Annotated in this window: 12 protein-coding genes; 8 read left to right on the forward strand and 4 right to left on the reverse strand. The window is 68.2% G+C overall.

The window, feature by feature from the left end; genetic code table 11:
• Positions 1 to 5: 5 nt before the first annotated feature.
• On the reverse strand, positions 6 to 521 hold the full coding sequence (locus E9232_RS00800) for a GAF domain-containing protein (protein ID WP_309791521.1): 516 nt from the start codon (positions 519 to 521) through the stop codon (positions 6 to 8).
• Positions 518 to 1,120: a helix-turn-helix domain-containing protein gene (locus E9232_RS00805; RefSeq protein WP_309791522.1), complete on the reverse strand. Its 603-nt coding sequence runs from the start codon at positions 1,118 to 1,120 to the stop codon at positions 518 to 520. Before E9232_RS00805 ends, E9232_RS00800 begins: the two co-directional genes overlap by 4 nt.
• 271 nt (positions 1,121 to 1,391) lie before the next feature.
• Here E9232_RS00805 and E9232_RS00810 point away from each other — a divergent pair, with 271 nt between their 5' ends.
• The 8 genes from E9232_RS00810 (at position 1,392) to E9232_RS00845 (ending at position 9,391) form a co-directional block, all read left to right on the forward strand.
• Positions 1,392 to 2,984, forward strand: a complete 1,593-nt coding sequence (locus tag E9232_RS00810) for an ABC transporter substrate-binding protein (RefSeq protein WP_309791524.1) — start codon at positions 1,392 to 1,394, stop codon at positions 2,982 to 2,984.
• Positions 2,985 to 3,006: 22 nt separating this feature from the next.
• Positions 3,007 to 4,596 carry an ABC transporter substrate-binding protein gene (locus E9232_RS00815; RefSeq protein WP_309791526.1) on the forward strand — a complete coding sequence of 530 codons (1,590 nt, stop codon included), beginning with the start codon at positions 3,007 to 3,009 and terminating at the stop codon, positions 4,594 to 4,596.
• A 79-nt stretch (positions 4,597 to 4,675) separates the two neighbouring features.
• Entirely contained in the window at positions 4,676 to 5,674 is a 999-nt protein-coding gene (locus E9232_RS00820) for an ABC transporter permease (RefSeq protein WP_309792233.1), read from the forward strand.
• Entirely contained in the window at positions 5,671 to 6,600 is a 930-nt protein-coding gene (gene nikC, locus E9232_RS00825) for a nickel transporter permease (protein ID WP_309791528.1), read from the forward strand. The genes E9232_RS00820 and nikC overlap by 4 nt, the downstream gene beginning before the upstream one ends.
• Positions 6,597 to 7,436, forward strand: a complete 840-nt coding sequence (locus E9232_RS00830) for an ABC transporter ATP-binding protein (RefSeq protein WP_309791530.1) — start codon at positions 6,597 to 6,599, stop codon at positions 7,434 to 7,436. Before nikC ends, E9232_RS00830 begins: the two co-directional genes overlap by 4 nt.
• An 11-nt stretch (positions 7,437 to 7,447) precedes the next feature.
• A complete protein-coding gene (locus E9232_RS00835) occupies positions 7,448 to 8,215 on the forward strand; it encodes an ABC transporter ATP-binding protein (RefSeq protein ID WP_309792234.1) in 768 nt (255 codons plus the stop codon).
• Positions 8,216 to 8,274: 59 nt separating this feature from the next.
• Positions 8,275 to 8,817 carry a hypothetical protein gene (locus E9232_RS00840; RefSeq protein WP_309791531.1) on the forward strand — a complete coding sequence of 181 codons (543 nt, stop codon included), beginning with the start codon at positions 8,275 to 8,277 and terminating at the stop codon, positions 8,815 to 8,817.
• 157 nt (positions 8,818 to 8,974) lie between these two features.
• Positions 8,975 to 9,391 carry a hypothetical protein gene (locus tag E9232_RS00845; protein ID WP_309791532.1) on the forward strand — a complete coding sequence of 139 codons (417 nt, stop codon included), beginning with the start codon at positions 8,975 to 8,977 and terminating at the stop codon, positions 9,389 to 9,391.
• 138 nt (positions 9,392 to 9,529) lie between these two features.
• Here E9232_RS00845 and E9232_RS00850 read toward each other — a convergent pair whose 3' ends face one another.
• Together E9232_RS00850 and E9232_RS00855 are read right to left on the reverse strand one after the other, a co-directional pair.
• Entirely contained in the window at positions 9,530 to 10,669 is a 1,140-nt protein-coding gene (locus E9232_RS00850) for a branched-chain amino acid ABC transporter substrate-binding protein (protein WP_309791533.1), read from the reverse strand.
• 364 nt (positions 10,670 to 11,033) lie between these two features.
• A complete protein-coding gene (locus E9232_RS00855) occupies positions 11,034 to 12,584 on the reverse strand; it encodes a calcium-binding protein (protein WP_309791535.1) in 1,551 nt (516 codons plus the stop codon).
• Positions 12,585 to 12,637: the final 53 nt, after the last annotated feature.

The raw sequence follows: 12,637 nt of genomic DNA on the forward strand, positions 1-12,637 counted from the left end.
CCGGGTCAGTCGGTCAGCAGCGCCGGGGCCAGGAATGGCGCCAGCCAGCGGCCACGGTCGATCGCGGCCTCGTCGTAGTGGCCTTCGGCGTCGAGCACGTTGATGGTGCCGAGCACCCGGTCGTCATAGACGATCGGGAAGTTCAGCACCGCGCCGCAGCCGAGCGAGGCGATCAGTTCATAGTCCGGGAACACCTCGGCGATCTCGGCCAGGGTGCGGCCAAGGAAGACCTCGCGCCGGCCGATCACCTGGGCCGACCAGCGGTCCTGATGCATCGGCTTGCGGCCGGTGACGGGATAGGCCACGGGGTCGTTGGTGTAGATCCGCTCGGCCTCCGCCGTCTCCGCGCGCAGCGCCATGATGGTGAACAGCCGGTGCCCGACCACGGCGCGGTAGGCGTCGTCCGCGGTGCGGAACAGCGTGCCGGGCTGGCCGGGGGCGGCCTGGGCGGCGATCAGCGCCGCCACCGCGGCGGCCACGGCGGGGTCGCCCAGCCCGGCCGGTTTCGTCGGATCCGTCATCTGTCCTCTCGCATGCGATCGAAAATCGGGGCGGTCCCGGTCCACAGCACCCGGGTCCAGCCGTCCTGGGCGTTGGTCCAGCGATGGGCCTGGCCGGCGGCGTAGTGCAGGCTGTCGCCGGCGTCGAGGCGGATGGTCTCGCCGGCGATGCCGACGATCAGCGACCCCTCCAGCACATAGGCGATCTCCTCGCCCTCATGCCGCACCGCCTCGGATTCGTAGCCGGGCGGGACATGGACCAGCACCGCGTTCAGCGACTGGCCGGGGAAGGCGGTGCTCAGCCGCTCGTACCGGATCTGGTCGATTCCGGCGGCACCGGTCGAGAACAGCGGCCGCTCGCCCCGCCGGGTCAGGCCGCTGGCGGGCCGCGGCGCCGCCAGGAAGGAATCGAGCGCGACTCCGAGCGCCGCGGCGATGCCGGACAGGGCGCTGAGCGAAGGCGTGGCGAGGTCGCGTTCGAGCTGCGACAGGAAGCCGACCGACAGGCCGCTGCGTTCGCCGAGGTCCTTCAGGGTCAGGTCCAGGGCGCGGCGGCGGGCGCGGATCGCCCGGCCCAGATGCGGCGCCGCGGGCCGTGTGTCGGCTGCCTGTTCCGCCATGCTGTCCGTCGCGCCGCCCCCTTGCTGTGACCGGAAGCCTAGACGGAATTTTGCTGCCATCAAAATTTTTTTGATGGCAGGATGGTCCCACAGGGAACGTTACCCGGGGCGGCCGGGGGAGCGGCTTGACTCCGGTTCGATGCGGCCCGGAAGATGGTCCGACCTCGGGCGCCGCTGCCTCCTCCGCGACGGATGGTTTTCCGGCGGAAGTCCGCGCGGCACCCGGTCTTCGTTCCGTGGTCGTGGAAAAAACAACAGGGAGGGGGACAACGTGATCAAGCGTTTCACCCGCAATCTACTCGCAGCGACAATCCTGGCCTGCGCCAGCCTTCCGGCCATGGCCGAGACACCGAAGGACACGCTGGTCGAAGCGTGGCAGATCGACGACATCATCTCGCTCGACCCGGCCGAGATCTTCGAGTTCTCGGCGGCCGAATACCAGGCCCAGGTCTATGAGCGGCTGATCGGCTACGACGTCAAGGACGTCAGCAAGATCCTGCCCGGCGTGGCGGAAAGCTGGACCGTCTCCGATGACGGCCTGACCTACACCTTCAAGATCCGCGACGGGGTGAAGTTCCACTCCGGCAATCCGCTGACCGCGCAGGACGCGGCCTGGTCGCTGCAGCGCGCGGTGAAGCTGAACCTGTCGCCGGCCTTCATCCTCGGACAGTTCGGGCTGACCCCGGAGAATGTCGAGCAGACGGTGACGGCGCCGGATGCCCGCACCCTGGTGTTCAAGACCGACAAGGCCTACGCCCCGACCTTCGTGCTGAACTGCCTGACCTCCGGCGTCGCCTCGGTGATCGACAGCAAGCTGGCGATGGAGCATGCCGCGAACGGCGATTTCGGCCATGAGTGGCTGAAGACCCATTCCGCCGGCTCCGGCCCGTTCAAGCTGTCGGCCTGGAAGCCGAACGAATCCCTGGTGCTCGACCGCAACGACGACTACTGGCAGGGCAAGGCGGGCTTCCGCCGCGTCTTCATCCGCCATGTGGCCGAGGCCGCGACCCAGATGCTGCTGCTGCAGAAGGGCGATGTCGACGTCGCCCGCAACCTCAGCGCCGAGCAGCTGAAGTCACTCGACGGCAACCCCGACATCGAGCTCGAGGACTCGCCGAAGGGCTCGGTCTGGTACATCAGCTTCAACACACGGCACCCGCCCTTCGACAAGCCCGAGGTGCGGCAGGCCCTGAAGTACCTGATCGACTATGACGGCATGGCCAACAGCTTCATGCGCGGCATCGCCGTGAAGCATGAGAGCTTCATTCCCAAGGGCATGCTGGGCGAGATCGACGACGCGCCGTTCAAGCTCGACGTCGCCAAGGCCAAGGAGCTGCTGGCCAAGGCCGGGCTGCCGGACGGATTCAAGACCACCTTCGACGTCTGGAACGCCTCGCCGTCGACCGACATGGCGCAGTCGATCCAGTCGACCTTCGCCCAGGCCGGCGTTCAGGTCGAGCTGATCCCCGGCGACAACAAGCAGACCCTGACCAAGTACCGGGCCCGCAACCACGACATCTATATCGGCCGCTGGGGCACCGACTATCAGGATCCGAACTCGAACGCCGAGACCTTCGCCATCAATGTCGACAACAGCGACGGTGCCAAATCGAAGACGCTGGCCTGGCGCAACGGCTGGCAGGATGCGGCGATGACGGCCGAGGCCCAGGGTGCTGTCACCGAGCGCGACGGCGCCAAGCGGGCGCAGACCTATGCCGACCTGCAGCGCAAGCATATGGAGGTGTCGCCCTTCGCGGTGATGTTCCAGCAGACCGAGGTGCCGGCCAGCCGCAAGAACATCTCCGGCATCACCTGGGGCCCGGCCTTCGACAGCAACTTCTACTGGACCGGCAAGAAGTCCTGAGCCGCAGCGAGGATCCGGAACCGTGCTGAAGCTGTTCGCCTGCGGCATCCTCGCGGCGATGATCGCCTGCTCTGGCCTCACGGCCAGGGCAGGCACGCCGCCCGACACGCTGGTCGAAGCCTGGGTGATCGACGACCTCGTCTCGCTCGACCCGGCCGAGATCTTCGAGGCCTCCTCGACCGAATACCTGGCCCAGGTCTATGACCGGCTGATCGGGTACGACCACAAGGACGCCAGCAGGATCGTGCCGCTGCTGGCCGAAAGCTGGGCCGTCTCCGACGACGGCGTGACCTACACCTTCAAGATCCGCGATGGGGTGAAGTTCCACTCCGGCAATCCGCTGACCGCGCAGGACGCGGCCTGGTCGCTGCAGCGCGCGATCAAGCTGAACCTGCCGCCGGCCTATATCGTCAGCCAGTTCGGCCTGACCGCGGACAATGTCGACCGCATGGTCACGGCGCCGGACGACCGGACATTGGTGTTCAAGACCGACAAGGCCTATGCGCCGACCTTCGTGCTGAACTGCCTGACCTCCACCGTCACCGCCGTGGTCGACAGCAAGCTGGTCAAGGCGCATGAGGCGAATGGCGATTTCGGTCATGGCTGGCTGAAGACGGCGTCGGCCGGCTCCGGCCCGTTCAAGCTGGCGTCCTGGAAGCCCAGCGAGCTGCTGGCGCTCGACCGGAACGACGGCTATTGGCAGGGCCAGCCCGGTTTCCGCCGGGTCTTCATCCGCCATGTCCCGGATGCCTCGACCCGGCTGCTGCTGCTGCAGAAGGGCGATGTCGACGTCGCCCGCAACCTGACCCCGGACCAGCTGAAGTCGTTGCAGGGCAATGCCGACATCACGCTCGAGCCGGTGCAGAAGATGTCGATCTTCTATGTCAGCCTCAACGTCCTGCACCCGCCCTTCGACAAGCCGGAGGTGCGGCAGGCCCTGAAGTATCTGATCGACTATGACGGCATCGTCGGGACCATCATGCATGGCCTCGCCACCGTCCATCAGACCCTGGTGCCGGCGGGCATGCTGGGCGCGATCGACGACGCGCCCTTCACCCTCGACGTCGCCAAGGCCAAGGCGCTGCTGGCCCAGGCCGGCCTGCCGGACGGCTTCAAGACCACGATGGATGTGATCAACCAGTCGCCCTACATCGACATCGCCCAGGCGGTCCAGGCCAGCTTCGCCCGGGCCGGCGTGACGCTGGAGCTGATCCCGGGCGACGCCAGGCAGGTCCTGACCAAGCAGCGCGCCCGCAACCACGACGTCTATATCGGCCGCTGGGGGCCCGATTATGAGGATCCGGATTCCAATGCCGGGACCTTTGCCATCAACACCGACAATGGCGACAACCCGGCGTCGAAGACCACGGCCTGGGCCAATGGCTGGCAGGATGCGGCGCTGACCGCCGAGGCCCAGCAGGCCGTGCTCGAGCGCGACAGCGCCAAGCGGGCGCAGATCTATGCCGATCTGCAGCGCCGCCACCAGCAGGCATCGCCCTTCGCCTTCATGTTCCAGCTCTCCGAGGTGATCGCCAGCCGCAAGACGGTCGAGGGCCTCACCTGGTCGGCGACCTATGACAGGAATCAGTATTGGACCGGCAGGAAGCCCTGATCCCGTGACAGCCACCAACCTCCAGCCGGTCCCGACCCGGCCCGGCGGCATGCGCCGCCGGTTCCGCCGCAGCCTCGCCATGCGGGTCGCCGGCGTCGTCACCTCGGTGGTGACGACGTTCTTCGGCCTGCTCCTCGTCACCTTCTTCATCGGCCGGGTGGTGCCGATCGACCCGGTGCTCGCCGTGGTCGGCGACCGGGCGCCGCGCGACGTCTACGAGAAGGCGCGGCTCGAACTCGGCCTCGACCAGCCGCTGTGGACCCAGTTCGGCCGCTATGTCGGCGACGTGCTGTCGGGCGATCTCGGCACCTCGGTGCTGACCTCGCGGCCGGTGCTCGAGGACATCGAGCGGGTGTTCCCGGCGACGCTGGAACTGGCGACGCTGGGCGTGCTGATCGGCATCCTGGCGGGGGTGCCGGCCGGGGTGATGGCGGCGGTCCATCGCGACCGATGGCCGGACCACCTGGTCAGGGTGGTCGGGCTGATCGGCTATTCCGTGCCGATCTTCTGGCTCGGCCTGGTCGGGCTGCTGCTGTTCTACGCCAAGCTCAGCTGGGTGGCCGGGCCGGGGCGGCTTGACGTGTTCTATGACGGGCTGGTCGACCCGGTGACCGGGGTGATCACAGTCGACGCCATCCTGGCCGGCGAATGGGACGTGTTCTGGAACGCGCTGGACCATCTGATCCTGCCGGCGGCGCTTCTCGGCTACTACAGCCTGGCCTATATCAGCCGGATGACGCGGTCCTTCATGCTCGACCAGCTGCGCCAGGAATACGTCGTCACCGCGCGGGTCAAGGGCGTGTCGGAACGGGCGGTGATCTGGCGCCACGCCTTCCGCAACATCCAGGTGCCGCTGCTGACCGTCATCGCCCTGTCCTATGCCGGGCTGCTGGAAGGCGCGGTGCTGACCGAGACGGTGTTCGCCTGGCCGGGCCTCGGCCAGTACATCACCAATTCGCTGCTGAACGCCGACATGAACGCGGTGCTCGGCGGCACCATCGTCGTCGGTGTCGTCTATATCGGGCTGAACATGCTGTCCGACCTGATGTACCGCATGCTGGACCCGAGGGCGCGATGACCGATCTGGCTTCCCCCCGGCCCGACACCTGGCGCGGCTGGCTGCTCAGCGACACCCCGCGGTCGCGCGGCCAGGCCCGGCTCGGCCGGCTGTACCTGCTGTGGCTCGGCCTGGCCCGCAACAAGCTGGCGATGGTCGGCCTGGTCATCGTCCTGCTGCTGCTGGTCGCGGCCGCCGCGGCACCGCTGCTGGCCCACCAGTCGCCGATCGAACAGGACTTGGCCAACCGGCTGCAATCCTTCAGCGCCGCCCATTGGCTGGGCACCGACGAGCTCGGCCGGGACATCTGGTCGCGCATCATCTACGGCGCGCGGCTGACCCTGCTGATCGTGGTCCTGGTCGCCATCACCGCGGCGCCGGTCGGCCTGCTGATCGGCACGGTCTCCGGCTATCTCGGCGGCTGGGTCGATGCGGTGCTGATGCGCATCACCGACATCTTCCTGGCCTTCCCCAAGCTGATCCTGGCGCTGGCCTTCGTCGCCGCCCTCGGGCCCGGCATCGAGAACGCGATCATCGCCATCGCCATCACCTCCTGGCCCCCCTATGCCCGCATCGCCCGGGCCGAGACGCTGACCATCCGCAACGCCGACTTCATCAGCGCGGTGCGGCTGCAGGGCGCCTCCAGCGCCCGCATCGTCGCCCGGCATGTGGTGCCGCTGTGCCTGTCCTCGGTGATCGTCCGGGTCACGCTCGACATGGCCGGCATCATCCTGACCGCGGCCGGCCTCGGCTTCCTCGGCCTCGGCGCCCAGCCGCCGCTGCCGGAATGGGGGGCGATGATCTCCAAGGGCCGCAGCTTCATCCTCGACCAATGGTGGGTCGCCACCATGCCCGGCATCGCCATCTTCGTGGTCAGCCTGGGCTTCAACCTGCTGGGCGACGGGCTGCGCGACATCCTCGACCCGAAGCAGGGGGGCCAGTCTTGAGCGCCCCGCTGCTGGAGGTCGAGAACCTCTCGGTCACCTTCGACACGCCGAAGGGCGAGGTGCGGGCGGTGCGCAAACTCAGCTTCGCCCTGGGGCGCGAGAAGCTGGGCATCGTCGGCGAGAGCGGGTCGGGCAAGTCGATGACCGGCCGCTCGATCCTGCGGCTGGTAACGCCGCCCGGCCGGGTCGAGGCCGACCGGCTGGTGTTCGATGGCATCGACCTGCAGCGCCAGAGCGAGCGGCGGATGCGCGACATCCGCGGCCGCCGCATTTCGATGGTGATGCAAGACCCGAAATTCTCGCTCAACCCTGTCGTGACGGTGGGCGAGCAGGTGGCCGAGGCCTACCGCATCCACAAGCGCGCCTCGCGCCGCGAGGCCAAGCGGCGGGTGCTGGAGATGTTCGAGGCGGTGCGCATCCGCGACCCGGAGCGGGTGTGGGGCCTGTACCCGCACGAGGTCTCGGGCGGCATGGGCCAGCGCATCATGATCGCGATGATGCTGATCCCCGACCCCGACCTGCTGATCGCGGACGAGCCGACCTCGGCGCTGGACGTCACGGTGCAGATGCAGGTGCTGGCGATCATCGACGACCTCGTCACCCAGCGCGGCATGGGGCTGATCTTCATCAGCCACGACCTCAATCTGGTGGCCAGCTTCTGCGACCGCATCCTGATCATGTATGCCGGCCGGGTGGTCGAAAGCTGCCGGGCGGCGGAGCTGCACCAAGCCAAGCACCCCTACACCCGCGGGCTGCTCGATTCGCTGCCGCAGATCGGCGACGCTCGCGAATTCCTGCCGGTGCTGCGGCGCGACCCGGCCTGGCTGGAGGCGTGAGCATGGAAGCGATGATTGCGATCACCGGGCTCGACGTCATGTTCGGCGACACCCATGCGGTGCGCGATGCCTCGCTGACCGTGGCGCCGGGCGAAAGCTTCGGCCTGGTCGGCGAAAGCGGGTCGGGCAAATCCACCATCCTGCGGGCGCTGTGCGGGCTGAACCCGGACTGGACTGGCCGCATCGTGGTCGACGGCCAGGCCCAGGGCCGGCGGCGTCAGAAGGGCTTCTTCAAGCAGTGCCAGATGGTGTTCCAGGACCCCTATGGCTCGCTGCATCCGCGCCAGACGGTGGATTCGACGCTGATGGAGCCGCTGGCGATCCATGGCTTCGACGACCGCGACAGCCGGGTCGAGCGGGTGCTGGCGGAGGTCGGGCTGGGACCCAGCTTCCGCTTCCGCTATCCGCACCAGCTGTCGGGCGGGCAGCGCCAGCGCGTCGCCATCGCCCGCGCCCTGGTGCTGGAGCCGCGGCTGCTGCTGCTGGACGAGCCGACCTCGGCGCTCGACGTCTCGGTGCAGGCCGAGATCCTGAACCTGCTCAAGCGCCTCAGGGCCGAACGCGGGCTGACCTATCTGATGGTCAGCCACAACCTCGCCGTGGTGTCGGTGATGTGCGACCGGCTGGCGGTGATGAATCGCGGCCGCATCGTCGAGACCCTGACCGTGGCCCAGCTGCGCGACGGCACGGTGACCCAGCCCTACACCGCGCAGCTGCTGCAGGCCAGCCAGGGCTACGACCGTGCCGCCGCCGACCGGATCGAGGATTTCGCCGCTTGAGGAACCGGGGGTCTTGCCCGATGGTTGGTGGCCCGGTCCAATCGGTGAGGTCCCCGATCATGCGCGTCCGACACTGGTTGATCCTCGCTTTGGCCCCGCTGGTCATGGCGGCCGCGCCCCAGCCGGTCACCGCCCCGGTCTCGCTGGGTTTCTCGGTCCGCGAGGGCGCGACGCCAGCCCACCCCGCCCTGGAGAAGGTCGAGGACGGGCCATGCGGCGCCATCGCCCGGTTGCGGGTCGACCACATCCCCGACTTCAAGCCGTCGGGCGTGTTCGCCACCGTCCCGGTGGTCGAGCTGAACGGCAAGGGCGAGGTCGTCCGCAGCTGGCGCCTGCCCTGGGACTACACCGTCAGCGGGCTGGACGGCGACTGGCTGCTGGCCGCCTATGCCGGCAAGTCCGATCCGCTGTGGATCGACCCGGCCGGCAGGCTGGGCGTCGCCAGCGCAGCCGATGCCAGGATTGCCCTGGCCGATGACAGCGCCAGGATGGTGGCATGCCCCGCCGGGGCGAAGATCCCCGATGGCGCGCAGTGCCTGTCGGTCGGCGACCCGTCGCAACGCGCCCGGCGCATCGTTGCCGCCCCTGGGGTATGCAGCTAGACGGGATGCTCAGCCTCGGGGCGCGCCCCAAAGCAGAGGGCTCGGAATCGTGACTCTTCGTTCAATCGCGATGGTGATGGCTGCGCTGGTGACGGTCCCCGACCTAGTTTGGGCCGATGCGGATCCATGCGGTCCTGTGCTGAATGTGATCACTAGAATGAATGCCGCGCCGCGTCTTCAGCAGCACGGAACCGTGACCCATGATGGCAAGTCCTATTCGTCGGATCTGCAGGCGTTTGGCGACAAAGAGTATGCCCGTAAGGGGGCCGGCTCCTGGCGGTCCGGACCGCGCCAGCTGGTGCCGCTCGTCGTCGACGGCAAGGCCGCCGTCTTCGACTGCCGGCGTGTCGGCTCCGAAGACTGGGGCGGGATCGCGACGACGGTGTACACATACAAGCGTCGGATGCCGCTTCGGCATATCGTGAGAGACGTCCGCCTCTGGGTTGCCGATGGCACGGGATTGGCCGTTCACTCGCGGATCGCGATCCACGAGGGCGGGACGATCGGCGGAGCGGAGTTCACGCAGAGTTACGATCCCGATGCGACTCCTCCGGAGGGGGCCCCAACACCGTGATCGCCTACGACCTGCTGCAGCGCCCGGACTTCGTCGCCGAATACGAGCCAGCGAAGGCCGAGTTGCGGCACGCACTCGGCTACAGCGGTTCCTGATCGGATGGTCCGGAGGCGCGGCGGACCGCGCCTCCGGCGCCGCTTACTTCCCGAGCTTGGCCACCTGCTCGTCGGACAGCTGCATCATCTTGCCGTCCTTCCAGGCGTAGAGGACGTAGTTGCTGCCGGCCGGGTCGCCCTTGGCGTCGAAGCTCAGCTTGCCGATCACGGTGTCGTAGGCCGACCCGTCATGCAGCGCCGCGGCGACCTTGGTGCCGTCGACCGAACCGGCCTTCTTCGCCGCCTCGGCCCAGGCCTCGACCGCGGCGTAGGCATACAGGGTGTAGCCTTCCGGCTCGTAGCCGTCGGCGCGGAACTTGGCGACCGCGTCCTTGGCCTGCGGCACGTCCCGCGGCTCCGGCCCGAAGGTGACCAGCGAGCCCTCGCCGGCCGGGCCGGTGATGCCCCAGAACTCCTGCGACACGGTGCCGTCGTCGGACAGGAACTGCGCCTTCAGCCCTTGGTCGCGCATCTGGCGCAGGATCAGCCCGGCCTCGTTGTGCAGCCCGCCGAAGAACACGGCGTCGACATTCGCCGCCTTCATCTTCGACACCACCGCCGAAAAGTCGCGCTCGCCGACGGTGATGCCCTCATACAGCACCTCGGTCAGGCCCAGGGCGTTCATCCGCGCCCTGGTCGCGTCCGCCAGGCCTTTGCCGTAGGTGGTCTGGTCCTGCAGGATCGCGACCTTGCCGCCCTTGTAGGCGGTGGCCAGGAACCTGCCGGCGACGTCGCCCTGCTGGTCGTCGCGGCCGCAGGTGCGGAACACCGTCTTGATGCCCTGCTCGGTCAGCTGCGGGTTGGTCGAACCCGGGGTGATCTGCAGCACGCCTTCCTCGGCATAGATGGTCGAGGCCGGGATCGAGACCGAGGAGTTGTAGTGGCCGATCACGGCCACGACCTTCTGGTCGACCAGCTCATTCGCCGCCGCCACGCCCTGGCGCGGGTCCGAGGCGTCGTCGCCATAGACGATGGTGACCTGCTCGCCATTGACGCCGCCGGCGGCGTTCAGGACCCTGACCGCGGCCTCGGCGCCGCGGCGGAACTGCTCGCCCACCGAGGCGTTCGGGCCGGTCAGCGGCCCGGCGACGCCGAGCTTCACATCGGCCATCGCCGGGGCGTGGGCGGCCAGCGTGCCCAGGGCAGCCGCGGCCAGCAGAATTCTCGCAAAACGTGATCTCAAAGTGACCCTCCTCGGTCTGGATCGGCGGCGCCTACCGCCGGGTGTCGCGTTGGTCCGGGCCATGGCCGCAGCCGCTGAAACCCGCTTCCCCCAACAGCGATGGCGTGTCCGTCCCGAGCCTTCTCTGTCGGCACCGACAGACGCTCAAGGACGGCAATTGCGATCTCCGGCATCTCAGGGATGGCAGAGTTCATTTTTGCGATTACCAAGCCATGTCAAATCCATCCTCGATGGCTACAAACGAAACTGTCGGCGGATTGAAGACAGGTGCAGGTCTGGTGCGGTGGCTACAGGTAGAAGTCGCCGGCGGTGAAGTGGATCTCGCCGCTGCAGCGGATCTCGAGGTCCGCGTTGCCATCGGAAATCAGAGCAGGAAGTCGCCCGTGACCAGGGTGATCGCGCCGGTCAGGGTGACGCTGAAATCCGCCGTGCCGTCGCCGTTGACGTCGCCGCTGACCGTGGTCACGCCGCCGGCCACGTTCTCGCGCAGCTCGCCGGCATGGTGGGTGAAGGCGGCGCTGCCGATGAAGTGGAAGGCCTGGTCGCCGGCGGCCGTGGTGTCGGCGTCGATGCCGTGCAGGTCGATGCGGTCGCCCTGGGCATGGCTGAAATCGGTGATCCGGTCGGCATTGACACCGACCGGGCTGTCCGACAGGGCGGCGTAGTAGAAGCGGTCGGCCCCGGCGCCCCCGGCCAGGGTGTCCTTGCCGCCCATGCCCGCCAGCACATCGTTGCCGGCGTTCCCGACCAGGCCGTTGGCGCCGGCATTGCCGATCAGCGCGTCGTTGTGGCTGCTGCCATAGACGTTTTCGATCGCCACCAGCACGTCGCCCTGGGCGTTGCCGCCGCTGCCGGCGCCGCTGGTCAGGTTGATCGTCACCGCGGCCGCGCTTTCGGAGTACATCACCGAGTCGGTGCCGGTCCCGCCGTCGAGCCGATCGGCCCCGGCGGCTCCGCGGAGCACGTCGTTGCCGTTCCAGCCGAAGAGGGTGTTGGCGCCATCATTGCCGTTGATGACGTCGTTGCCCGGGCCGCCAGTGACATTCTCGATGCCGGTGAAGGTGTCGCCTTCGGCATCGCCGTTATGGCCGACGCCCGTGGCCAGGTCGATCGTCAGCCCTGCCGTGCTGCCGGTGTTCCAGTACACGACGGTGTCGTTGCCGGCCCCGCCGTCGAGATGGTCAGCCCCGGCGGCGCCTGCGAGGCTGTCGTCGCCGGCGGCTCCGGACAGGGCATTGGCGCCGGCGTCGCCCACCAGGATGTCGTTCCATTGGCTGCCGTCGACATTCTCGATCGAGAACGGGCGGTCGCCCTCGGCATCGCCGCCATGGCAGCTGCTGTAGCCGTCGCCGGCGTCGAGCATGATCGACACCGCGGCGCTGCTGCCGGCATAGCTCGCGGTGTCGGTGCCCGTCCCGGCATCGAACGAGTCGGCGCCGGCGCCGCCATTCAGCACATCGTCGCCATCGCCGCCGCCGAGATAGTCGTCGCCGGTGCCGCCATCGAGATGGTCGTTGCCGCTGCCGCCATACAGCCAGTCGCCGCCGTCGCCGCCGGCGAGGCTGTCGTTGCCGTCATTGCCGCCGAGGACGTTGCCCACCGAGGACCCGGCCAGGATGTCGTCGAAACCGGTGCCCTCGATGTTCTCGACATAGGCGATCAGGTCGCCCGTTGCCTCGCCGGTATAGCCGTACCCGGTGCCGAGATCGACATGGACCCCACCCTGTTCGCCGGTGTAGCCGATGGTGTCGATGCCGTCGCCGCCGTTGAGCTGGTCCGCACCGGTGCCGCCTTCGAGATAGTCGTCGCCGCCATTGCCGGCAAGGAAGTCATTGCCGCCATAGCCGTGGATCGAGTCGTTGTCGCCGGTGCCGGAGAGGAAATTGTCGCCGTCATCGCCGGTGATGGTCGCCATGGATGTCTCCTGTGATCAGGGAAAAGGGGGCGGCGCGGATTGGCCGGCGCCGC

It is taken from the genome of Inquilinus ginsengisoli, from assembly GCF_031453975.1.
GTDB classification, from domain to species: Bacteria; Pseudomonadota; Alphaproteobacteria; order DSM-16000; family Inquilinaceae; genus Inquilinus; species Inquilinus ginsengisoli_A.